Source organism: Vibrio sp. CAU 1672, assembly GCF_029223195.1.
Classification (GTDB): Bacteria; Pseudomonadota; Gammaproteobacteria; order Enterobacterales; family Vibrionaceae; genus Vibrio.
In genome coordinates this window covers 361,712-385,485 of sequence record NZ_JARHUF010000001.1, presented here as the reverse complement: position 1 = coordinate 385,485, position 23,774 = coordinate 361,712, and the positions used below count along the sequence as shown (strand labels likewise).

The following is a 23,774-nucleotide window of genomic DNA, read 5'->3' as shown; positions in this document are numbered from 1 at the left end:
TTTGTGCTAATTCCCATAACGTTTCAACCATTCTCTTTCCAGCGCCACTTGCCAGCTTGGGTGTGGCTCGGCGATAGATTTGAACTGTTGGGTGTTTTTGGCCGTACCGGTCAGGTACTGGCGGTTTAGTACAGAAGGATCGCCCCAGATATTGATGTCACCCTTACGCGACTGGGCGGCCGGGCTCAGCAAAAAGTTTATGGCCACTTTCGCCCCGGCACTGGCGTTAGCGTTCCAGGGGATGGCCAAAAAGTGAATGTTTGACAGTGCGCCGGCATCCATGGCGTACGCTTGGGTAGTGTCTGCCAGGTTGCCACTTGACTGGGCAGAGAACACAGCGTTTGGGTTAAATGTTATCGCCAAATCGATTTGACCATCATCGAGCAACTGCTGCGTTTCTGCGGTTCCCGCAGGGAACTGTTTGCCGCCGCGCCAGGCCACCTTGTGAAATTGATCTAAGTAGTGCCAGAGCGGTTGGGTTAGCGGAAGAAATGTCTCTTCTGCAACGGGCTGCTGTAAGGCCGGATCGTTGTTGGTTAGTTCTATCAGCAGCGCTTTGATGAAGCTGGTACCGTGGAACTCTGGGGGGCGAGGGTAGGTGAGACGATTGGGAAACGCTTTGGCGTAGCTCAGCATCTCGGCAAATGAACGTGGTGGATTGTGTAACGTTTGGCTATCGTGGATGAACACCAGTTGTCCGATGCCCCAGGGCGCTTCCAGCCCTTCGGTGGGCTCAGAGAAATCCACATCCACCGGCAGAGTTTGGTCGACATATTTCCAGTTTGGTAATGCTGTTGCAAAAGGACCCAATAATAGCTGGTTGTCTTTCATGGACTTGAAGTTTTCACCGTTGATCCAAACCATGTCAACGCTGCCACCGCTGTTTTTTCCTGCGGCTTTTTCCGCGATTAATCGGGTGGTGGTTTCAGAAATGTCGGTGACTTTGACATGATTTAAAGTCACGTTGTAGCGTGATTTCAGCTCTTTGCCTGCCCATTGGATGTAGCGGTTAATTTCCTGGCTGCCACCCCATGCGTGGAAATAAACCGACTGGCCGTCGGCTTGTTGCTCAATTTGCTGCCAGTCTTCGGCGAGTGAGGCAGTGGTGAACGTGGTGGCCAGAATGCCGATGGTGCTCAGTAGCTTTTTCATACGCGATCCGTGTTACTTTTTAATTATTTTCATTTCAGGAGTTGCTCATTTCTGCAGGCGGATAACTCCTTTCCCTCCTAAAGATAGTAATTCATCCCTAATTATTATCAATCTGAATCCCAAATGGATTCATCAATCAATTCAGCTAATTACTACCAACATAAAGCAAAGTGAAAGAGTGCGACTTCCGGTTCGCCGCACTCTTTTTAATATCCGTAATGGATAGACCGGGTTATTTGGCTAATTCTTCCATGTTGATGCCTTTTTTCTTGGCGATGTATTTCGGAATGAGAGACATGCCAAACAATACAAGGCCCGCTACCGCAAATTTGACCAGTAGCATGGCTGAGACACCGTTTGTCGCGATATCCCCCGCCATATAAGCGAAGATGAATGCGCCCGGTGCCATGGTCAGCAGAGATACCAGTGCGTAGGTGCCCAGCTTCAGGCTGGTGAGGCCGTAGGCATAGTTTTGCAGGCTGAAAGGGAAAACCGGTACCAGGCGAGTCAGGATCAGAAAGCTGGTCCCATTTTGAGCGACACCGTCGTCGATTTTCTGGAAGATCGGGTTGTCGCCAAATTTTTTCATGATGGTATTACGCAGTAGGAAACGCGCGACGATGAACGCCGCTACCGCTCCCAGTGTGGCAGAGAACAGGGCCAGAATAGCGCCTTTGATCGGGCCAAAGACGATACCGGCTACGATGGTGAACGCGCTACCCGGCAGCAGGAACACACAAGCAAACACGAACGCGGCGACGAATACCGCATAGCCCCATACACCAAAGCCTGCGATCCATTCCTGTAGGCTCTTGATGTCTGTGATGATCTCAAGGATGCCAGTCTGTTTTGCTACCAACAGGGCGATAGCGGCAACAGCTACGATAAGAGCAATTTTTACGAATTTCATTAGATAAACTTCACTTAAACGGTTATTAAACAGACATACACTTGATCAGGCCCGCTTTTGATTTGTAGCGGTTGAACCAAGCTTTCACCGGGCTTGCCAGTACGTTTACTGGTGACTCATCACCTTGCATGATGACCGGGCCAAACATCAGATCCAGGATGTGCCACGCTTTTGTACCCACGCCCATCATCGATGCGCGGCAGGCCGAGCAGTACACCACTACGTGGTCTGTCTCGAACTCTTCAACACGACGCTTAATAACGCGCGTTGCAACGTCCGGGTTGGCTGGTACCACCATGCCACCAAAACCACAGCAGCGCGTGTTTTCGCGTGTGTGTTCTGGCTCCGAGGTTTTGTAGCCCAGCTCATTTAAGACCCAACGGATGCCATCTTGTAGCTCTTTCTCGTAACGGGTAGAGCAAGAGTCGTGAATGGTGAACACTACGTCACTGTGTTTTGCTTTGCCGCGCAGTTCTGTTGGCAAGCCAATTTCAGGCAGTAGCTTCCATAAAGAAACCGGTTTTTGCGTACCGCCTGATTTCTTGATCATGCCATAGCAGCTTTGACACGCGACGATCACTTCTTGTGCGTCCAGTTTGTCGAAGTCTGCTTGTAGCTGGCCATAACGCTGTTTGAACTTGTCCGTCTGGCCGATCGCAGCGGTTGGTTTACCACAGCATTTCTGTACCGCGCCCATGTCTGGGAATACTTGTTTTAGGTAGCTCGCAATTGCAGCTACGCCTTCTGGTGAGTAGGATGGCAAGCTGCATCCTGGCATAAATACTTTATTACTCATTTTGTCGATACCGCCCGTTTTGCCATAGTGAAGATTTTTGAGAAGCCCAGCTTCTGGTGCATGTTGATCGCTTTGTGACCGGGCATTGGGGATTCACCGTTATTTGCCTTAACAAAGTCCGCACGTGCGCCAAGGAACAGTTCCTTCATCGGGAAATCTTTCGGGCACACGATGGTGCACTGGTCACAGGCGTTACATGAGTAAGCCAGTAGCGCATCCATCGACTGGTTGTTGACGAAGTCAGAGAAGATGGTTTTCGGGCAGTCACTGAAATCGTTCATCATGATGCACTCGTTCATACACAGCTTGCAGCTGCATTGCAGGCAGCGGGATGCTTCTTGTCTGATTTGCTCTTCTGTAAAGCCTAAATCCACTTGGGCAAAATCTTGCTTACGCTCTTGCGCGTCACGCAACTTACCGTGTAGGCGAGGGGTATCTGCCGTCCTTTTTGGCAGTGGTACATCTAAACGAGATGGGTGGCTGTACTCTTGCTCGAAATCACGATCTTCGCTGAGTGGGCGAGCCGTCAGGAAGCGTTCCACGCTCATCGCGGCTTTGCGGCCCAGAGCCATCGCTTCAATGACGATGTTACCGCCACACGCGTCACCGGCGACGAACACGTCTTCCAGGTTCGAAGCCAGGGTTTGTTTGTCGACAACATAACGGCCACCGCGAGTTTGCTCGAGTGCGCCGCCGGTGATGTCAGCCACGACTTGGCCGGTTGCGAATACCACGGTATCAACCGCCATGGTTTTGCTTTCTTCGCTGTATTGCGGTGCAAAGTTGCCTTGCTCGTCAAAGATAGACAGTACTTTCTTAATCGTGATGCCGGTGATCCGGCCGTCATTGTGTTCGATAGCAACCGGACCCCAGCCAGCGTTAAACGCCACGCCTTCTTCAAGAGATTCGTCGATTTCGATTTGGCTGGCCGGTAGGTTTTCCATGCTCTCCAGAGAGCACTGGTAGACCTCGCTCGCACCGATACGCCAAGAAGAGCGCGCACAGTCCATCGCAACGTCACCACCACCAATTACCATCACGCGTTTGCCGGCGCGGGGGAACTGGCGGGTTTCGGAAATTTCTTTCAAGTACTCCACTGCTGAGAACACGCCATCGTTGTCGTGGCCCGGAAGAGGGATGATTGAGCCGATGTGGGCTCCGTGTGCGAGGATCACAGCATCGTGATCGTTACGTAATGCTTCGAAGCTGATGTCTTTACCGATTTCTACCCCAAAACGAGTTTTAACCCCCAGCATCGCCAGATAGTTGTATTCGAAATCGATCACGTCGCGTGGCAAACGATATTCAGGAATACCCACACGCATCATGCCACCATAGACGTTAAGCTTTTCGTAGATGGTGACTTCATGCCCCTGACGGCGCAGCTCAATTGCCGCTTGAGCCCCAGCAGGGCCTGCCCCAACGATTGCGATGTGCTTGTTCGTCAGCGGTGCGATATTCAGATCCCAGTGTTCTTGGTTATCTAGTTTTTCCGCGACAAAACGTTTAATGCCCGCAACGCTGATCGGCTGGCCGAATTCGGTGTTACGACGACAAGAGGCTTCACAAGGGTGAGCACAGATGCGACCTAGCGTTTGTGGCAGGAACAGCTTACTGCGAATGACATTGAGTGCCCCGTGGAAGTCGCCTTTGCCCGCCATGTGGACATACTGTTTAACGTCGGTGTGCATAGGGCAAGCGGTTTGGCATGCCGGATCGGCCTCACCCATACAGCCATCAACGATCATCTGAGCGGTGTCATATAGCTTCTGGCTAAAAATTACTTTATTCATTGATTACTAGTTCCGGGTTGATCAGCTCTTGCCGTTGATAACGTTGACTTCAGGATTGTTTTGCTCGTAATGAGCGTGGCTGTACTCTATCCAGGAACCATCATAGTTATAGACGTTTTCCGCACCGAGTACGTTGGTCAGTACCATAGTGGTATGTGCTGAGCGAACCCCGGACTGGCAGTAAGCAATGACTTTTTTGCCGTTGATAATGTCGCCGTAGAGCGCTTGCAGTTCATCCACTGATTTCAGTGTTGTGTCGTCATTCAGGCTGTTGGTCCAGTTGATGTGGATACTGCCCGGAATCGTACCTGGCCCATAGGCACCGGACACAGCAACCTCTCCCCGGAATTCATCATCACCGCGCGTATCCAGAATGACCCAGTCGGGGTTGTTTTGTGCCGCCAGAACCATATCCAGCGTCGCTAAAGTGTTATTTTCCTGAGCAGGATTTGCAGCTTTGTACTCAACCGCTGCGACAGAACGATTTGCGGAACCGGTTGGGTAGCCTTCACCTATCCAGGCGTTCAGGCCGCCGTCTAAGTAGCGAATGTCCTGGTGGCCTAGGTTGTGGATTTGCCAGTATAAGCGGGCGGCGTCATGGTGAGAACCGGCGGCGTATACCACGATCGTGCTGTCCGTGGTGGCGCCAAAGCTGCCCAGGATCGTTTCCATCTCCTCGGTGGTATTTTGCATGCCACCAAAGTCATAGGTCCCTTTAGCGGCGGAGTAATCGTTACGCCACATGGTGTACGAACCAGAAATGGGGCTGTCAGGTCTGATAGGGTTTAGCGCACCAATCACCACGATATCTTTGTTATTGTCCATCAGAGACTTGAGCTGTTGGGCAGAGATAAAACTATCCGGATGGGTGTACTGGGCGAACTTGTTTGCCAGTTCCTCGGCATCAACGCTGACGACTTCGGTAGAAAACACCGACTTATAAGTCGGGTAACCCACTGCCGCGGCGGCGACCAGGATACTTATTGCTATGGTTGATTTTTTCATGAACTGCTTCCACGTTTTATTTTTAAAGTTTTGTTGCCGGATCGAAGAGATCCGAGATACTGAAATCGGTGAAGGAGCTATGGCCGCATGAGCGTTATTTGTTTATTTTTGGTGCTCAGAGTGTCTATGTGAAAAGATGACCTGGCCTGCTTCTTTTTAGCTGGTGCATTCTGATCAAATCGGTGGGATAGGGATATTGTGGTTTTCCACAATCTTGATGTGGAATTGATCTGAAGCAACAAAGCCGGAGGGGGGAGTGGTGCTAAACTGTGCGCCGGACCAGCATTTCACGGAACTTTATAAGTGATTGAAAAGTATTTGCAGCAAATTTTATTGATGGTTTCGTGTGTGTGTTGTTTGTGGGGCTCGCCGGTAAAGGCAACGCTTCACCCCGAGCGGACCCAGTTTGATGTCGGAGTCTTAGCATTAAGGGGCCACGTTCATACCAGGCTGGCCTGGCAGCCGACAATGAGTTGGCTGGAAGAGCATAATCCCGGCTATGAGTTTAAGTTACATACTTATGATTTTGAGCAATTAGAAAGCGCCTTTCTGCGCGGTGAGCTGGATTTTATGTTGACCAGTCCGGGTCAGGCGACCAAGCTGGCGCGTGAATACCAAATCCATTGGTTAGCTACCCAGAAAACGGCACACAGTGATATTCCAGACCGGTCGATTGCGTCAGTGGTGGTCGTGCGACAGGCGTCCCCTTACAAAACGTTAAACGACCTTAATCGAACCAAGATTGCCGCTGTATCGGAAAAAGCCTTTGGTGGCTTTTTAGCGCTTAGGTATGAGCTGGATAAGCTCGGCTATTTCACTGCCTCTTTTTTTGAGAACATTCACTTTACCGGTCCGCCGACCGATCGATTGGTTTTTGATGTTATAGAGAACAATGTTGATGTTGCAATTGTTCCGGCGTGTACGCTGGAGAACATGGTGAAAGAGGGCATTATTGAACTGCGTGAGTTGGATGAGCTGCGAGTCATTAATGAACAGCGTCCGGCCAAATCGAAATGTGCAGTCAGTACACCGCTTTATCCCAACTGGACCATGGCGATGACAAAACGAGCACCTGCACAGATAGGTCAGCGTGTCGCCCAAACGCTGTTTGCTATGCCGGAAGATCACCCGGCAGCCATTGCCGCCAATAATATCGGCTGGATGCTTTCCACTCCCGGCAATCAGGTGGATGAGGTATATAAACACTTAAATATGCATCCATTGCAGAAGCCATTGGGGCAAAAAATCCATGAGTGGCTGTATGAAAACCGAACGGTAGCGGTTGCCGGGGTGCTTACTTTTGTTCTGTTAACCTGTTATCACTTTTGGTTGCAATGGCGGTTTCGGCGCAGTCGTGACAAATTACGCCGTACGTTAAATGATTTACGCCGCAAAAGCAGCATGCTGGAGCATGCCCAGCGCATCACTATTGTTGGTGAGTTGGGGAGTAGCCTGGCTCATGAAATCAATCAACCACTGGCAGCGATTAAGAATTATAGCCAGGGAGCAAAAGTTCGTATGGAGCGTGGGGCATCAGCAGAGGAAATGCAGCCCGTTTTAGAGAAGATTCAGCAACAAGTGACAACCGCGAGTGCGATTGTCCAGCGTCTGAGAAGCCTGATCCATAAATCTCCGGTAGAGAAGCACTGGATTTGCTTAACTCATTTGATTGAAGAGTCGATCAAGCTGGTAGATTATGAGTTTCAGCGCCACGATATCCAGCTCGGCATGCTGTATTCCGGAGAGCCGAAAAATATTTACGCCGATGCGACCGGCCTGCAGCAGGTGATTCTCAATGTATTAAACAATGCGAAAGATGCCTGCCTCAGTCATACCACGCGACCTGACGTATTGTTTGTTGATGTGCATGTGGATTTTGCAGATGACAAGGCCGTCATCGAAATCACGGATAATGGCGTGGGGATTGAGGGCCACAACACGCCATTAGAGCAGGCGTTTTATACCACCAAAGAGAATGGGCTTGGGTTAGGCTTAGCCATCTGCCGTGAGGTTATTGAAGGGCATCAAGGTAACATTCGTTTTCGGTCAGTTGAGCCTACCGGTTGTCAGGTGACCATAGTTCTACCGTATCAGGAGGTTTGATATGTGTCGTCAGCGTTGTCCGATTTACATTGTCGATGACGAAGAATCGGTGTTGGAGTCCATGGCATTTATGCTGGAAAGCTATGGTTACCAAGCCCGGACTTACTCAAGTGGGAAAGAATTCTTGCACCATGTGGATTTAGCTGACGCCGGATGTGTTTTGCTGGATAGCCGAATGCCGGAAATGCGTGGCCAGGACGTTCATCAAGTGATGATTGAGCAATGTAGCCCGATGAGTGTGATTTATTTGACCGGGCATGGTGATGTTCCTATGGCAGTCGAGGCGCTGAAAGAGGGGGCGGTGGATTTTTTCCAGAAACCGGTAGATGGCAACGTTTTGGTATTAGCGATTGAGAACGCGATGGAGCAATCCTCACGCAAGCTTGAAAAAACGCGTTCCATGCAGACTTTAACCAGCCTGACCAAACGAGAGGCCCAGGTGCTGAGATTAGTGATACAAGGAATGAAAAACCAGGCGATGGCCGACCAGTTATGTGTGTCTTTGCGGACAATTGAAGTACATCGTTCGAATGTGATGAAAAAGCTGGAAGTGGATAGTTTAGCTGCGCTGATCCGTAAGGCAGGCGAGTTTTTCGAGGAATAAAAAAAGCAGCCTGTCAGGCTGCTTTTTACCCGTTTACCAGTGCCTGAGACTATGGTTAGTTGACCCAGTCACGTAATGTAAACGTCAGTTCATGTGCGGCATTTTTCAGGATTAAGCCGTCGTTCGTCAGGGTGATATCACTCCAGTCAGAGAGCGTTTGTGACATGGCGCGTTCGACTTCCATCTGCTTATCCGGGCACATCATCATCGTCATGGCCATTTTTTCAATCCGCAACTGGTTATTTTTTAGTTCCGCCTGGCCGAAGAAATTATTGCAACCGGCATAGCCGTTGGCCGTCAGGTTTTCGCCGATTTCCAGACGCGGCGCTTTTTGTTGCTCTGCCAGAACGAGGGCTTTGCCATCAATCTCAACCAGTTCCCAGTTGTGGTGTTGTAGATCTTGAGCCGTAATGTCTTTCATATTTTCGTTATTGCTAGCACAGGCAGTCATCAAAACTGGCAGTGAAATTGCTGCTACTAACGTTTTTAGGCTAAGCTTCATTTTATAGACTCCGTTTTAAAAAACGTGGTAAGTATAGGTAATAAAACAGTGTTTTTGTCAGTACAGGGTAATAGATTCGCATATTTGTGCTTGGGGTGAAAAGAAAATTGGTAATTATCTGAATTTTGAGTGATTTTAATTCGGGTTATGTCGAAATGCGTTTTGTTAATTCAACGCTGATGCAGGTTAAGGTGAAATGGATTAAGTATGGAACAATTAGAGTTTTTTACTGTTCCCAGCCCTTGTGTTGGCATCTGTACGGTGGATGAAAAAGGCTATTGTCAGGGTTGTATGCGCAACAGGGAGGAGCGGTTCAACTGGTTGAACTTAACACCGGCTCAGCAGTTACACGTGATCAAACTGTGTCGCCAGAGATACCGAAGAAAAATACTGGCAGGGAAAACCAAACCCCAATCAGTTCAAGACGATGTACCATCACCACAACAAGACCTGTTTTAACTTTTCTTTTGGCAGATGTAAAAATCCCGGCCTGAAACGACGTTATCGCTTCTGTTTGCCGGGATGATCCTACTATAGCTTACACAGTGTTTTTGAGCTTACACAGTATTTTTGTCGTTTGGCTCTACTCTATTTTATTGACCAAAGGTCGCTTACCCAGCCCCCTGCATGTTCGTCAAAATGATTACCGGCAAAGCGGTGATTCAGTTCGGCATCAAGTCTACTGGTGGGGCGTTCATCTAATAGTTGATGAATGTATCTCGCCATAGGATCATTGCATGCTTCACGCTCTCGTCGGGTGACGACTTCTTTGATCAGTTGTAGTCGGTAGCTGTTGCTGGCTCGTTTCATTTTTGACCTCCTGAACTCGATGGCAGCATTGTGAAGGTATAGGCGTTCGTTCACTGCTCATTAGGGCAAACATCGCGGTTACGCCCCTTGGTTAGGAGTCTGAATGAGAGACAAGTTGTATGAGAGCAGTACCAATTACGCCAATGTGTACTTTTTGCAAGGAAGGGGGGCATACTTCAGCAGAAGTGTTTGCCAGCGCCAGCTCCTTGCTTTAAAGACCTTATCAAACATAGAAGCCACGCACAGAGGCGTCAATAACACAAATGAATATTTTTTGAACAATATATAAACGGGCAATAATTTTAGGTAGTTAGCGCAGAATAAAAACCGGAGTCATCAGACTCCGGTTTTTGGTGTGACAGTTTGCCTTAGCTTGGGTAGAGTTTCACTACCGTTAAACCCAGTTGCAAACAGTTTTTTTTGCAAAGATCGTTTAGTTACTTTCTGCCGGACAGCCTTTCACTGCTTCGCCGTTGCTGAAGTAGCTAATCTTATCCAGGTTCTTGTCGTAATCGGCCGCAGAAACCTGAGGGTTGTTGACAAAGAATTCACGCAGTACAGAAGCGTCGGTCATTTGGGTAGACTCAACCTCGATCACTGGGTAATTGTCACCACCGGCAGCACTGAAGCTGATCACAGAGAAGGTGTAAGTTGCGTCCAGATCGAAGCCTTTACCGTTAATATCGGTAATGCTTACAGAGCCAGCATCACAATCAACATCAAGCGTGATGTTATCCAGCTGCGCGTATGCACCAGAGCCTGCAGATTTAGTCGCGACTACATCCAGGTAATCTTTGACTTGTTGGCCGGTCATGGTTGCTTTGGTCACGAAGTTACCGAAAGGCTGAACCGTCAGTACATCACGGTAAGAGATGTCGCCTTCCTGAATAGAATCGCGCACACCACCAGAGTTCATCACACCAAAGTCTGCATTGACCAGGTTGTAAGTACGGTAAGCTTTACCTAACAGGTGGCCCAGGTTGGTCTGTTGGCTGCGTACTACGCTGCGGTCACCTTCCAGTTTACCGTCTGTGTGCGAGATCACTTCGTCAAGCAGTTCCTGACCTTGTTGCTGGTACGGGTACAGGATCGATTTAACGGTCGCGTCAGGTTTGATTTCTTCTGCGATGAACTGGTATTCACCATTTTCATCTTTTTCTTTCAGGTTCACCGGGATCAGTGAGTAGTTTGCCAGATGCAGTTCGCCACCGTAGAACTCAAAGTCAGCACGGCCTACGTATTTACCCCACTCATGCGCTTGCATGATGTAAGTACCATTCTGTTGATCCGGGGCACAGTCGTCACCAGGTTTAAAGTCAGCGTATTCGTTAGTGCCTGGCTCCATACAAACCGGGTTCTGCGAGTGGCCACCGATGATCGCATCTAGCTGGCCTTCTTCCAGTGAGCGTGCCAGTTTAACGTCGCCGGCCGCTTCGTTACCATGTTTGCCATCCGCGTAGTGACCCATGTGAGTCGTAGCGAATACCATATCAACGGTTTCGTTGGCCTTAATTTCTTCCAGTACTTTCTTAATTTCTACTTGTGGATCGGCGAAGTAGATGTCCGATACGTTGTCTGGGTTAACCAGCTTCGCGGTATCTTTAGTCGTTAGGCCCACAACGGCCACTTTAAGGTTCTTGATAGTAAATACTTTGTAAGGTGCAAAGTAACGCTCGTCGGTCACGTTGCCTTCAGCGTCTTTCTTGTAGATGTTTGCGGCCAGCATTGGGAAGTCTGCCAGCTCTGCCTGCATATCCAGGATATCTAACGAGTTATCAAATTCGTGGTTACCAACCGCCATGGCATCATAGCCTAGCAGGTTCATACCGACGAAGTCAGGCACGGCGTTTTGCATGTCTGACTCTGGTACACCTGTATTGATATCACCACCAGAGAGTAGAATTGACTCGCCGCCATTAGCAGCGACTTCGGCGCGAATCGATTCAATCAATGTCTTACGCGCGGCCATACCATATTCGCCTTTGCTGTTTTCCCAGAAGCGGCCGTGGTTATCGTTGGTGTGAAGTACCGTGAATTTAGTACATGAATCAGCTGTTTCACAGGTTAATGGAACGTCAACGCTATCTGCGCCACATCCTGCTAAAGCAGCGCCAACTGAAAGTACCAAGAGGGATTTGGAAAACTTCATAAGGGATCCTTTCTTTGTGATTTTGGTTATGTAACGGCGTGAAATATACGGAATTTATGTGAAAGTTTAGTGATCTTGCTCTTATTTACCGACTTGTTATCAGCGATATTTCATCAGCCTGTAAACTGAGTCTACAAATAAACAGAAATGGTTTTTGGAGATGGAATTGGTGCTAATTTGATGGAAAATGTGATCTGATAAATTGAATGCATTTTGTTTATGTGAATCTGTGCGCACTTCGCTCAAGTCTGAAGCCGGAACTGATGGTTAATCTATCAGATACGCATTTTTCTAATTCTTAAGAAACAATTAGTTAAGATTTTCTTGCCTGCCAGTATGGCAGGCCGGACAGCTCACGGGTTCATCAGCCGCAGTACTGTCGGAGAAAAATATCGATCGGTTTTGGTGGTAAAGTATCCAATGGTTATTATGATGATGCTGACCACTGATGAAAGTTCACTGAAATTAACGCCGTTTTTTTATATTAGTTCAACGTGGTGAAAACTATTTCTTGGCTCACTGAATAGTGGCGTAATATCGATCCGGATAAGTAGGTGTTCAGATAATTACGCTGGAAGAATAGCTCAGAACAAGGCGTAGGTTTCGGTTAACTAATTATTCTAATCACTAAATCTACAATGCGGTTATCAGCGTTTTTAACCAGTAAGAATGATCAGAGTCTTATGCAGGCTGGTATAAAAGTCAGTTCATTTTTATTCTTAACAGAGAAACGCTCAGCAAGAGTCCATTGCGCGCGACTTTACTGCTGTCGGATGCGATGTATTCAATCCAGCTTACCCTGGCAGGGAGAGGCGAAGGTAGGCAAAGGTGAGGTGCATCGCTTAAATACCGTGTGTGGCTTGTTTGATACAGTCTAAATAGTAAAACCCCGGAGGTGGTAAGTCTCCGGGGTTTTGAATTTTTTTAGATTTCTCGGTTGGTAAGGCCGGTAATCTTTTTTATGCAAAAGGGTTGGATTTAATCCGAATAATTCCTTGGTAGGGAATTAGATACGGATGAAGTCCATGTGCTCAACTTTTGGCTTGTAAGCGTGGCGTTGAACGTCTTGTGGCTTAACTTTAACTTCTTTGCCATCGATAACCAGAACGATGCCTTCGTAGAACTCAGGCTTATCCATTTGGTTAACAACGTCATCGTGGTTAAGAACGATAGCAACTGCTGCTTCTTCACCGCCGTATACAACTGCAGGGAATTGACCAGCGTGACGTAGGCGGCGGCTCGCACCTTTACCTAGTTCAGTACGTACTACTGCTTCGAATTTCATAGTATTTACTCTCAAATTAGTAAAAATAAAACTTCACGAACAACAATGCGACCTTGTGTTCATGGTATAGCCTGAAACAGGAACTGTTCAAGCGAGCGCGGATACTATCATCGTCCGCGCTTATCAGCAACCAAAATTACATTTAAATCAGCAAAAAGCCGAATAACTGTATACAAAAATGTTTATTTTTGCGTGTTGCGCTGAATTTGCCTTAATTCGGCGTATTTTTGAACAAATTAATCCGGCTTAGCGGTGTGGTATTCTCCGGGCGAATTCTATGCAGTGTTAATGTGGCTTTGAGCCCGCCCAAAGCACTGTCGCCGAGCGACAGGTTGCCACGATAGCTGTGCGCCATTTCACTGACAATGTTTAATCCTAATCCGGATCCCGGTGTGGTTTCGTCCAGCCGGACGCCTCGCTGAGTGACGCGAGTCAGGAGTTCGGCTGGAATGCCAGGACCATCATCTTCAATCAAGATATGCATGTACTCTTTATCACTATGGGCATGCACCCGGATCATACTGTTTGCCCATTTGTAACTGTTTTCCAATAGATTACCCAGCATTTCGTCCAGGTCAGTCTGCTCGACTGCCACATAGAGCTCGGAGTCCAGTTCGTTGATTAAGCTGACCTTGCGAGCGGCGTAGACTTTATCAAATGCCATGGTGATCGCGTCTGTCCGCAGTGCCGGGTTAGACTTAACCGACAGGATATTCATTGAGCCTGCCATGCGTGCGCGTCCAAGGTGGTAGTCAATGTGCTGCTGGATTTGCTCAATTGGAGGGGTGAGCTGGTTTTGGGCTGCTGGTCCAAGAGACTGAAGTTCATTGCGGAGAACTGACAGCGGTGTTTTGAGTGCATGGGAGAGGTTACCGGCATGATTGCGGGCGCGTTCAAGCAGTTCCTGGTAGTGAAACAGTAAGGCGTTAAGATCAGCGATCAACGGTGAGATTTCTTTGGGGTATTCTTCTTCCAGACTGGTTTTCTTTCCGGCCTTTAGCTCGGCCAGTTCTCGCTGGAGCTTGGTTAACGGGCTGAGTGACCAGGCAATTTGAATTAATATCACCATCAGAATGCCGCCAAACAACAAGCCGAGGATCACCCATAACTGGCTCATCAGGGTTTGCAGGGATTTCTCTAACGGTGCTTTATCGATGCCAATTATAACGTGGATCGGTTTGGGCGATTCGGGCAGGTAGAGGGTTTTCTCCAGGGTGATTAAGGGCTCTTCTCTGGCTCCGATGGCCTCATGAGCCGGACCGTGGTAAGTGATGGTCTTATCCCACAGTGAACGGGAGCGTTCGACGCTTTGGTCCGTGAACGCAACCCAGTACAGGCCACTGTATGGGCGGTTAAAACGCGGATCGGATAACGCTGTGGCCAGTGAAAGCTGGCCCTGGTTGTTGACCTCCAACTGGGCGGCGACTTCGTCCATAAAAATGTTCAGCTGAGCACGGGTATCGTCGACCATGTAACGGTAAACCTGTGTCGGGATGGTTACACCGGCCGCCAGAATCATGGCGGTTAACCAGACGATCGCCGCCAGGACCAGGCGACTTTTGATGCTCAGCCGTTTGATTGGGGTAAAGGAACGCTTATGGTTATTCGGCATTGAGCTGATATCCCAGTCCTCTGACGGTTTTGATGATCTTGGGGGCGATTTTCTTGCGAATGCGTCCGATGAAGACTTCAATGGTGTTGGAGTCCCGGTCAAAATCCTGTTTATAAATATGTTCAACCAGTTCGGTGCGGGAAATGACTTTGTCCGGGTTGTGCATAAAATACGCTACCACTTTGTACTCCAGGGCCGTCAGGCTGACGGCCTGTCCCTGCCACAGGACTTTGGACGTACGGGTGTCGAGGCTTAAATCGCCAATTTGCATCACAGGCGAGGCATTCCCTGAAGCCCGGCGTAGCTGGGCACGAAGGCGGGCAATCAGCTCGACCATCTCGAACGGCTTGGTGAGGTAGTCGTCTGCCCCGGCATTTAATCCTTCCACACGCTGGCTCAGGGTATCCCGTGCACTCAGGATCACCACCGGTGTGTTGATGTTTTCATCCCGAATGCCGTTTAGCACCGTCAGCCCATCCAATTTGGGTAAGCCTAAATCCAGTACTATCACGTCCCACTCTTCCGCGGTGGCACGATATAGGGCATCAATACCATCTTGCGACAGTTCGGGTACCCAGCCATTGGATTCCAGCGCTTCAACAATCTGCTCGCCTAATCGAGGATCATCTTCCACAACAAGTATTTTCATAACACGCTCTTGTAGTTATTGTTTTGGTTATTGTATTTGAGGTTTTAGCGCTTTGTTGAGATTTCGGCCTTTTATTTCCAAAATTTCCAATGTGGCGGCGTCGTACTCAATGCGGATAACGTTGTTGTCAAACAGGACTTTAAGCTCATAAACCCAAACGCCGTCGTCTTTTTCCAGTTCTACTTTGATGATACGACCATACACATCGCGCTCTATTGCTGCATATAATTCGGAAAACGGGCGAATATCGCCATTTTTCACCGCGCGGTAGACTTCATCCTGATCTTCATCAAACTCGATCTGAGTGCTGGCGTGCCGGCTGTCATGCCATGACACCTGATCCTTGTGGTTTCCCGTGCTGTCATCATGGGGGCTGGCAAAACCGGGCACCGCAAATATCGCGAACAACAGGCAGCACGCGATGATTGGTTTGTTTAATGCAGGCAATTTATCCATGCTCATCTCTTTCTATAACGTATGCGGCAAGTATATCTTTGCAGAGATGAATAGGAAGTGAATGATGGGTCAGCTCCCGCTAATCCCCGGCATCAATCATTTCAGTTCATCGTCGAATATTTTGTCTCGAAGCTTCCAGAATCGCCCTGCCTTACGGGCAATGACAAACTGCGGCAGGCGGAAACGGTGTTGGTTTGCAGCCACCCGGGTTGGAGAAGCTTCTTCAAAGGGGCGATGTTTGTCCGCCAGGTGGGGGCGGACAAACTGATCTTTGAAGGTTTGCTTTTGTTTTTTGGTGTTCAGCGACCAAAACTCGTGGACCTGAGCATGGCCCTCGCCCTGATAGGGATCACCGGAATAAGTCACCCTTAGCTGAGGTTTGCCGTCGCCGGATTTAAACACGGACAGATCCATCCCGGTGCATTCAAAGATCAGGGCATCTTTCAGATTCAGCGCCTCTTTGAGTTTTTTGTCCGGGTCGACCAGGGTTGCGTCGCACTCGTGGCAGATCCGCGCGGCGATGTCATTATCCGCGCCGCATTCGCTGCAGTACTTGGCCCTGAAGCGGTAACCGCAATGCTCACGTTCACCCGTGTCCTCATCTTCAAAATAACCCTGGCAGCGGCGGCCAAAGTGCTCGAGCAAAAAGCCGTTGCTGTCGAGTTTGCCCCAGAAGTTATTATTAAAGCCGCAGGCCGGGCAGGGGATGGTAATGATTTCACTGCTGGAGTCTGGTTTTGGATCGCCTACTTCCGGTTGATACAAATCGTAACTGTTGCCGGCATAGTCGAGTACCAGACATTCCGATTTGCCTTCTGAGAGACGCAGTCCACGACCGACGATTTGCTGATACAGGCTGACCGACTCCGTCGGGCGCAAAATCGCGATCAAGTCCACATGGGGCGCGTCAAATCCGGTCGTCAGAACAGACACGTTAACCAGGTATTTGATTTCACGATGTTTAAATGCCTGAATGATCGCATCGCGTTCGGGAGTCGGGGTGTCACCAATCACAATCGCCGTCTCACCTTCTGGTAACAGGCGGAAGATTTCCTGAGCGTGACGAACCGTTGCCGCGAACACCATTACGCCCTGGCGGCCCTGAGCGTACTGCATCACTTGTTCCACAATCTGCGGCGTAGCGCGCTTTGCCTTGTCGATCACCATATCCAGTTCCGCTTCTTTGTAGCGTCCGGTACTGGCCGGTTTGAGCTGCGAGAAGTCGTAGGACAGGACTGGCGCGTCCATCATCCGCGCCGGGGTCAGGAACTGCTCATCGAGCAGATAGCGTATCGGTAACTCAAAAATGCAGTCGCGGAAAAAGCGGGATTCTTCAGTACGTACCTGACCGCGGGTGTGGTACTGGTAAATCCAGCCCATCCCCAGCCGGTAAGGGGTCGCCGTTAATCCGAGTACCTTTATGCCCGGGTTAAGCTCTTTCAGGTGGGTGATCACTTTCTGATAACTGCTGTTTTTATCGTCAGGTACGCGGTGACACTCGTCGATAACCAGTAATGAGAACTGATTTTTGAACGCGTTCAGGTTACGTACTACAGATTGTACTGACGCAAACACCACTTGCTGATCGGTCTCTTTTCGCCCCAGCCCAGCAGAAAAAATCGCACCTTTCTGCCCATAGCCTTCATATTTGGCATGATTTTGTTCAACCAGTTCTTTTACGTGGGCCAGAACCAGTACTCGGCCTTTGGCCAGGCGGGCTAACTCTGCGATCACTAAGCTTTTGCCCGCGCCGGTGGGCAGCACGATCACCGCCGGTGTCGAGTGTTTACGAAAATAATGAATGACCGCTTTAACTGAGTCAGCCTGGTAGGGACGAAGGGTATACATGAAAAACTGTGAAATCGCTCAACTATTGCCATTAGGATGGCTATAATACCCGACCTTAACAAGATGAGGTATTCATGCGTTTAGATAAATATTTGTGTGATGCTCTGGGTGCGACCCGCAAACAGGCAACAAAGATTCTCAAAAGTGGCGATGTCACCGTTGATGGTGAAGTACAAAAAAGTGGTGCGTTCAAGGTTGCCGAAGGCAGCGAAGTCGCATGGGAAGAGCGTGTGATTGGTGCGCCGGGGCCTCGGTATATTATGTTGTACAAGCCTGCTGATTTTGTCTGTTCGCATGAAGACGGTTATAACCACACGGCATTCGTTCTGCTTGATGAACCGCGTATGGAAAACCTGCATTTTGCCGGCCGCCTTGATGTCGATACCACTGGCTTGGTTTTGATTACCGATGATGGCCAGTGGTCACACCGGATCACTTCGCCAAAGCATAAGTGTGACAAAACCTATCGGGTGTGGCTGGTGGATGCGATTCAACCTGATTACGTAGAAAAGTTTGCTCAGGGCATCGAACTGCGTAACGAGCGTGACGCCACATTGCCAGCCAAGTTAGAAATCGTTAATGAAGCGGAAAACGAAGTGTTGCTGACCATCGTGGAAGGGAAGTACCACCAGGTGAAACGCATGTTCGCGGCATTGGGTAACAAGGTGGAGCACCTGCACCGCGAACGTATCGGCACTATTGAGCTGGATGAGGCGCTGGAGCCGGGTGATTACCGCTACCTGACCCAGGAAGAGGTTGATTCTGTCTGGAAATAATGTGAGCTATGGGAAATAGTTTGTTTCCTGAAAGGAACTAGTAATTTGCAGGAAATTGCCCCAGAATGGGGTTTCCTCCCAAGGTATCTAGTGATCATTGCCAGCCCTGCGGCCAGGTTGATATCACGCTGGAATTTTTAGCTAACGATATAAACATTTGCAGGCAAAATAATGGCAAGCCGGAGCTCTTGCCCACTCGCCTGGCATGGACATCAAATCTGTGTGGCGAAGGCGAGTTGGAGCAATACCTCATGAAATTCTCTGAACTCTCTGGATAATCTCGAACCCTTTAACCTACTCGAGGTGACGGAAGGACTGTGATGTCTTAACGGCTGAGGACAAGCGTTTTTACGCCATGCAGATTAACGAACGCCAACAACCAGGATGGTTGATGGCATTCCATAACTAGAGGTAACAGAATGACAGAAAAGGTCCAAAGCGCCCCACAATCACAAATCAGCTTTCTACTCTTTCTTGTATTGGGTGCCGTAGGTGCCCTGACACCACTTGCCATTGACATGTATTTGCCTGCAATGCCGACCATCGCCAAGGATTTGGGTGTCACAGATGGGGCGGTGCAGTTTACGCTCACCGCCTACACCGCGGGGTTTGCCGTCGGGCAGCTGATCCATGGACCACTGGCAGACAGCTTTGGCCGCCGACCTATTCTCATTTTAGGTGTGCTTTTTTTTGGTCTGGCGGCTGTCGTCAGCGCAACTACTCATGGTATTGATGCGCTGACCTATGTACGTACCGCGCAAGGCTTTGCTGGTGCCGCTGCTGCAGTGATCATTCAGGCGGTGGTGCGCGATATGTTTGACCGGGAAGATTTTGCCCGTGCAATGTCGTTTGTCACTTTGGTGATCACGGCGGCCCCGTTGGTTGCGCCGATGATTGGTGGTCACCTGGCAATTTGGTTCGGCTGGCGTTCTATTTTTTGGCTGTTGGCAATCTTCGCGGTGGTGGTGATTCTGTTGGTGTTGTGGAAAATTCCGGAAACACTGAAAGCAGAGCATCGTCAGCCGCTGCGTTTTCGCACTACACTGCGTAACTATGCGCGCTTGTGCACCAGCCCAATGGCGGTCGGTTTGATGTTTTCGGGGGCATTTTCATTCTCCGGTATGTTTGCCTTTTTGACGGCCGGTTCGTTTGTTTACATCGACTTGTATGGCGTGCGCCCGGATCAGTTTGGCTATCTATTCGGCCTGAACATTGTGGCCATGATCATCATGACCAGTATCAATGGCCGGGTGGTGAAGAAAGTCGGCTCCCATGCGATGTTGCGTTTTGGGTTATTTGTTCAGTTGCTGGCGGGAACCGGCCTGTTTGTCAGCTGGCTGCTGGATTTGGGGCTGTGGGGGATTGTGCCGTTTGTGGTGTTGTTTATCGGTACCCTGTCAACCATCGGCAGTAACTCAATGGCGCTCTTGCTTAGCGGCTACCCGAAGATGGCGGGGACAGCATCGTCGCTGGCGGGTACGTTGAGGTTTGGTACCGGATCCCTGATTGGTGCCTTGGTTGCAATGCTGCCGGGTGGGGTCGCGTGGCCGATGATCATTATAATGTTTTGTTGTTCGGTGCTTTCGGCACTGTTTTATTGGACTTTAGGAAGAAAGGCGTAATGTCTAGTTACACCAAAGAAATTCAAAACCTGGTTAATTCTGCGTTGAGTGATCTTGAGCAGGAACATCGTTCGGGCAAGCTTACTGACGCTCCGGTGGCCAACAATCTTTTTTTACTGCGTTGGGTAACCAAGGCACTGAAATCTCAAAGCTTTAACCGTTGTGTCGGCGATGATCTGACCCGCTGGCAAAAAGCGGGGCGTTCAAAAGGCAATAACGCTGGGCTGCTGTCTATTTTTAAACGGATTTCTGCTTTTTATGCGCAATTTTTCCCGCAAGATGACTTTGCAAAAGCCATCACTGACGCTGACATTGAAGCTTTTCTGGATCTGATGGAGCAGGCGGGTTGGGAAGTGTCGACCTCAGAGACCCTGGTTGGCGGCGGTAAAGTGCAGATCTTTACTGAGGGGCAGAACTCTTTAGCCTTGTGTGCCGATCAGTGTGAAAGCTGTTTTGATGGGGCCACCTTGGTAAAACCGATGAGCTGGTTTGTGCGTGGTAACCATGCCGAATTTGTCGAAAAGGCCAGCCAGGCCGGTTTTATGGTGCATAAAGTCACCGATTACAAATCGATGGTGAAATATCATGGCGAGTACCTGATCTTTCCGTCAAATCAAGGTGATCAGCTGGCAGAGATCCCCCTAAGTTTTAAGGCTGATTAAGCTAAACGGTACCGGACGTCCGGCCTTGATTAATACAGTAACAGAGGGGCATGATCAAGCCCCTCTGGTTTATTACTAGAAGCGGTATCTCCAGTATACCGAGCCAAATAACCCCTCGTAACTCTGCAGTACATCCCCCATATTGGCGGCTTCCTGAGTAAACAGATAATCGTCTTCATCATAATTTTCATAACGAATATTGATGAGTATATTTTGGTTATCAGAGAGCTGGTAATCGCCGGTAAACTCGAAACGGTGTGAAGTGGACTCATTGTCCGGGTATTGGTAACTGCTGGTGGTTGCAGTACTTCCTTCACCACGGTGATAGCTGTAATCAAACGAAACTAACAGCGTATCTTCCAGCAGGTCATCTTTACTCAGGCCAAATCCAAGTGTGGTAATGTTATCTTTCGATTCGCTGCTATACCGGCCCCAGCCGATCACGTCGGTGTTGGCCTGTTGCTGGGTTGAGCGAATGGTCTGTTGATTAACAAAGGCGTGGCCACTGACACCATTATCGAGGTAGAAGTTGATACTGACATCGTAACCATAGTCTTTGCCTTCGCTGATACCAATATCCGGCGTCGGGTATTCGTCGTCGGCGTACCATGCCTCCACCACCAGTTGCATGTTGGATGTGAGTTCATAAGTCCCGTCGCCACGCAATTCAATTCTGTCTCGATCTGCCAGGTAATAGTTGCGCAGGTGGGCGTCATCCGGATCATCGTTCTTCCAGTTTGAACCATCACGGAAATGGTAAGCGATTTTTCCCCCCAGGCTCCAGTTTGCGTCAGGTCGGTAGCGGGCTCCAAGGAAAAGGGTTTGATCTTCGGTTTCCTCCCGGTCGGCATAACTACGTCGATCTCGCTGGTAGTCATAGCCGGCCTTCAGGCGCAGGGAGCGGTTAAGACGATGATCCAGTGCGGCTTCAAGTTTAGTCCGGTCCCGATCGTACTCTTCACGATCCGTGCCGATGACTACGCTTTTATCAGAGTCGTCATCGCGGTCACGGTAGTCTGCGCTGAGTTTGAACGCCGTTTGCCGGGTGAAGCGATTGTGGTAATCCGCACTGAGCTGGAAAGTATTGATTTCACCGTGGAAAGTATCCGAAGTGACCGGAGACTGAGGGAATGGGGCCATTCCGCCCTCAGAGGTTGAGCGTGACCACAGCAGCCGGCCGTTCAGGGTTTGGCGATCTATCCGGTAATTACCTGACAGCGCCAGTTGGTGGAAATCGTTGTCCGGCTCGTAGGCGATGTGGTTTGCGTATGGAGAGCTTTCTGTACCGTAATAAAGTGCGGGTCGGTCATTGCGGAAAAATGAACCACGATAGGCGACATCGGCCATCCAGTTTTCTTCCACATAGCTGACACCCGCATGGGTATTTAAGGTCTCATGTTCAATGGGCTTGGGCAGGTAACCGGGAACATTGCCATAACCCGGAATCGACGTGGAATATAAAGTGCCGGTGCCCTGTTTTTGCTCATGTTTCATTGTGGCGTATGGTTTCCAGGGGCTGTAGGGGGTGTACTTTAACGCCAGGTTAAACGTTTCGCGGGTTACTTTGGTCGTGAAAGAGCTTAACTCCTCACTGAGCAAACTGCCGCTGCTGTTTTGATAGGCACTCAGTCCGTTGTAGTTCCGGTAATACGGACTTTCACTGTAACTGCCGAGGAACTGAAGGCCGTCATATTGGCCGACTTCCCATTGAACCAAGAATCGTTGCAAGCCCAAATCTACCGCAGTGAAGCGGTTGTAATACCCGTCATCCTGATATTGCTCGATGTCGGCGTTAAAACTTGGGCTGATACGTTTATCGCTGGAATGAGTACCATAAACGGGTGGGTTCCAGTTATTGAAGTGAGCGGAACCGTCGTTATCCAAATAACCCAGACCGAAATAGATATCGCCGTGCCAGACACCATCACTACTGCATTCATCGCATCTCCACCGGCTGGTGTCGGCCTCGCTACTACGGTTGAGGGAGTAGTCTGCGTTCGCCTGCACTGAGAGTGACAATGCCATTGAAACGGCTATCCATACTGGTGATAATTTCATCATGCCCTCCTTAGTTTCTCAGTGCGTGTCCGCGTGGGTGATTTGAGCCGTGCACCTGATTGTGGCAGCCAAGGCAGCTTCCGCCGCGCACACGCAGGTCATTGTCTGGCAGTTCAATATTGGCGTGTGGCACTTTGTGGCATTCCTGACATAACAGTGGCAAGCGTTTGGTCAGCAGTGCCTGGTTGACGGAACCATGAGGGCTGTGGCAAGCGGTACAGTCTTCACTTACCGGCTCATGTTCCCACAAAAATGGTCCGCGTTTTTCTGCATGGCAGTCGTAACAGGAGTCGTTGACTGACGGTAATGTCAGACTTGCTTCGTTGATGGCCTGATGAGGGTTGTGGCAACTGGCGCAGTCCATTGTGCCATTTAACATCGGATGGCTGGTTCGCTTATGGAGATCCGATTTGGTCTTAGTATGGCAATCGGTACAGGTTTGGATTTGTAATTGAGACACCATCATCGGGTCATTCTTTTTGTGCACCTGATGACAGCTTGAGCAGGACAATCCCTCAAAGGCATGCTCACTGCTGTGCCACGTGGCACGGCTGGAATCCTGGTGGCAGGAGAGGCAGACACTGTTTTGTTTTTCGGCTGGAACGGGTGAGCTGGGGCCGAAGGTGATCATGGGTTCACGTATTTCTCCCTGACGGGGGTTACGTGCGTGGTTGTTGGCCGGGCCATGGCATGCTTCACACTGTTTATCTTGCATCGGCCCGTGAGCGTTGGCCAGTTTGCCATGGATGTTGTTGAAAATACCAGTGGCCGGCTTGTCTGAATCATCGTCGTGGCAGCGCAGGCAGCCATCGGCCCCGCGACGGGAGTATTTCCCCTCGCTAAACTTGTGATCCAGCATTGCCTCAATGTCCACCCGGGAGTCGGGCTTGCTGTCGGTGGTATCTTCCGAGTACACCGCCGAAGCAAAACCAAGTAGCACCATCGCCACAAGTAACCACTGCTGAAACCTTGTTTTCATAGC

Annotated in this window: 21 protein-coding genes; 6 read left to right on the top strand and 15 right to left on the bottom strand. The window is 49.6% G+C overall.

Annotation, left to right across the window (positions count from 1 at the left end; translation table 11 throughout):
* Positions 1-6: 6 nt before the first annotated feature.
* From P2G85_RS01685 to P2G85_RS01665, 5 genes are all read right to left on the bottom strand, one after another.
* A complete protein-coding gene (locus P2G85_RS01685) occupies positions 7-1,152 on the bottom strand; it encodes an ABC transporter substrate-binding protein (RefSeq protein WP_275862366.1) in 1,146 nt (381 codons plus the stop codon).
* Positions 1,153-1,384: 232 nt separating this feature from the next.
* Complete coding sequence (locus P2G85_RS01680) at positions 1,385-2,062, bottom strand: TVP38/TMEM64 family protein (RefSeq protein ID WP_275862365.1); 678 nt, start codon at positions 2,060-2,062, stop codon at positions 1,385-1,387.
* A gap of 25 nt (positions 2,063-2,087) precedes the next feature.
* A complete protein-coding gene (locus P2G85_RS01675) occupies positions 2,088-2,858 on the bottom strand; it encodes a (Fe-S)-binding protein (RefSeq protein ID WP_275862364.1) in 771 nt (256 codons plus the stop codon).
* On the bottom strand, positions 2,855-4,651 hold the full coding sequence (locus P2G85_RS01670) for an FAD-dependent oxidoreductase (protein WP_275862363.1): 1,797 nt from the start codon (positions 4,649-4,651) through the stop codon (positions 2,855-2,857). Before P2G85_RS01670 ends, P2G85_RS01675 begins: the two co-directional genes overlap by 4 nt.
* 21 nt (positions 4,652-4,672) lie before the next feature.
* On the bottom strand, positions 4,673-5,656 hold the full coding sequence (locus P2G85_RS01665) for a rhodanese-like domain-containing protein (RefSeq protein ID WP_275862362.1): 984 nt from the start codon (positions 5,654-5,656) through the stop codon (positions 4,673-4,675).
* A 336-nt stretch (positions 5,657-5,992) separates the two neighbouring features.
* Here P2G85_RS01665 and P2G85_RS01660 point away from each other — a divergent pair, with 336 nt between their 5' ends.
* On the top strand, positions 5,993-7,759 hold the full coding sequence (locus P2G85_RS01660; protein WP_275862496.1) for a sensor histidine kinase: 1,767 nt from the start codon (positions 5,993-5,995) through the stop codon (positions 7,757-7,759).
* A gap of 1 nt (position 7,760) precedes the next feature.
* The gene (locus P2G85_RS01655) at positions 7,761-8,363 is read left to right on the top strand and encodes a response regulator (RefSeq protein WP_275862361.1); all 603 of its coding nucleotides are present in this window, start codon (positions 7,761-7,763) and stop codon (positions 8,361-8,363) included.
* A gap of 55 nt (positions 8,364-8,418) precedes the next feature.
* On the opposite strand, the gene P2G85_RS01650 is transcribed toward P2G85_RS01655, so the two are convergent.
* Positions 8,419-8,865: an META domain-containing protein gene (locus P2G85_RS01650; RefSeq protein ID WP_275862360.1), complete on the bottom strand. Its 447-nt coding sequence runs from the start codon at positions 8,863-8,865 to the stop codon at positions 8,419-8,421.
* Positions 8,866-9,072: 207 nt separating this feature from the next.
* Between P2G85_RS01650 and P2G85_RS01645 the strand changes: the two genes are divergently transcribed.
* Positions 9,073-9,324, top strand: a complete 252-nt coding sequence (locus P2G85_RS01645) for a DUF1289 domain-containing protein (RefSeq protein ID WP_275862359.1) — start codon at positions 9,073-9,075, stop codon at positions 9,322-9,324.
* Positions 9,325-9,453: 129 nt separating this feature from the next.
* Here P2G85_RS01645 and P2G85_RS01640 read toward each other — a convergent pair whose 3' ends face one another.
* From P2G85_RS01640 to P2G85_RS01610, 7 genes are all read right to left on the bottom strand, one after another.
* Entirely contained in the window at positions 9,454-9,675 is a 222-nt protein-coding gene (locus P2G85_RS01640) for a hypothetical protein (RefSeq protein ID WP_275862358.1), read from the bottom strand.
* Between the two features lie 433 nt (positions 9,676-10,108).
* Positions 10,109-11,824: a bifunctional UDP-sugar hydrolase/5'-nucleotidase UshA gene (ushA, locus tag P2G85_RS01635; RefSeq protein ID WP_275862357.1), complete on the bottom strand. Its 1,716-nt coding sequence runs from the start codon at positions 11,822-11,824 to the stop codon at positions 10,109-10,111.
* Positions 11,825-12,830: 1,006 nt separating this feature from the next.
* Complete coding sequence (rplY, locus tag P2G85_RS01630; protein ID WP_275862356.1) at positions 12,831-13,109, bottom strand: 50S ribosomal protein L25; 279 nt, start codon at positions 13,107-13,109, stop codon at positions 12,831-12,833.
* A 211-nt stretch (positions 13,110-13,320) separates the two neighbouring features.
* Positions 13,321-14,721 (bottom strand): ATP-binding protein, encoded by a 1,401-nt coding sequence (locus tag P2G85_RS01625; RefSeq protein WP_275862355.1) that lies wholly within the window; start codon positions 14,719-14,721, stop codon positions 13,321-13,323.
* Positions 14,711-15,370, bottom strand: coding sequence for a response regulator transcription factor (locus tag P2G85_RS01620; RefSeq protein ID WP_275862354.1), 660 nt, complete (start codon positions 15,368-15,370; stop codon positions 14,711-14,713). Before P2G85_RS01620 ends, P2G85_RS01625 begins: the two co-directional genes overlap by 11 nt.
* A 27-nt stretch (positions 15,371-15,397) precedes the next feature.
* Positions 15,398-15,826 (bottom strand): PepSY domain-containing protein, encoded by a 429-nt coding sequence (locus P2G85_RS01615; RefSeq protein WP_275862353.1) that lies wholly within the window; start codon positions 15,824-15,826, stop codon positions 15,398-15,400.
* A gap of 96 nt (positions 15,827-15,922) precedes the next feature.
* Positions 15,923-17,674 (bottom strand): DEAD/DEAH box helicase, encoded by a 1,752-nt coding sequence (locus P2G85_RS01610; protein WP_275862352.1) that lies wholly within the window; start codon positions 17,672-17,674, stop codon positions 15,923-15,925.
* A gap of 74 nt (positions 17,675-17,748) precedes the next feature.
* Here P2G85_RS01610 and rsuA point away from each other — a divergent pair, with 74 nt between their 5' ends.
* From rsuA to P2G85_RS01595, 3 genes are all read left to right on the top strand, one after another.
* Complete coding sequence (gene rsuA / locus P2G85_RS01605) at positions 17,749-18,450, top strand: 16S rRNA pseudouridine(516) synthase RsuA (protein WP_275862351.1); 702 nt, start codon at positions 17,749-17,751, stop codon at positions 18,448-18,450.
* Positions 18,451-18,869: 419 nt separating this feature from the next.
* Positions 18,870-20,072 (top strand): Bcr/CflA family multidrug efflux MFS transporter, encoded by a 1,203-nt coding sequence (locus tag P2G85_RS01600; RefSeq protein WP_275862350.1) that lies wholly within the window; start codon positions 18,870-18,872, stop codon positions 20,070-20,072.
* Positions 20,072-20,734 (top strand): DUF2913 family protein, encoded by a 663-nt coding sequence (locus P2G85_RS01595; RefSeq protein WP_275862349.1) that lies wholly within the window; start codon positions 20,072-20,074, stop codon positions 20,732-20,734. Before P2G85_RS01600 ends, P2G85_RS01595 begins: the two co-directional genes overlap by 1 nt.
* Positions 20,735-20,809: 75 nt before the next feature.
* Here P2G85_RS01595 and P2G85_RS01590 read toward each other — a convergent pair whose 3' ends face one another.
* The gene (locus tag P2G85_RS01590) at positions 20,810-22,792 is read right to left on the bottom strand and encodes an MtrB/PioB family decaheme-associated outer membrane protein (protein WP_275862348.1); all 1,983 of its coding nucleotides are present in this window, start codon (positions 22,790-22,792) and stop codon (positions 20,810-20,812) included.
* Between the two features lie 10 nt (positions 22,793-22,802).
* Positions 22,803-23,771 (bottom strand): DmsE family decaheme c-type cytochrome, encoded by a 969-nt coding sequence (locus P2G85_RS01585; protein WP_275862347.1) that lies wholly within the window; start codon positions 23,769-23,771, stop codon positions 22,803-22,805.
* Positions 23,772-23,774: the final 3 nt, after the last annotated feature.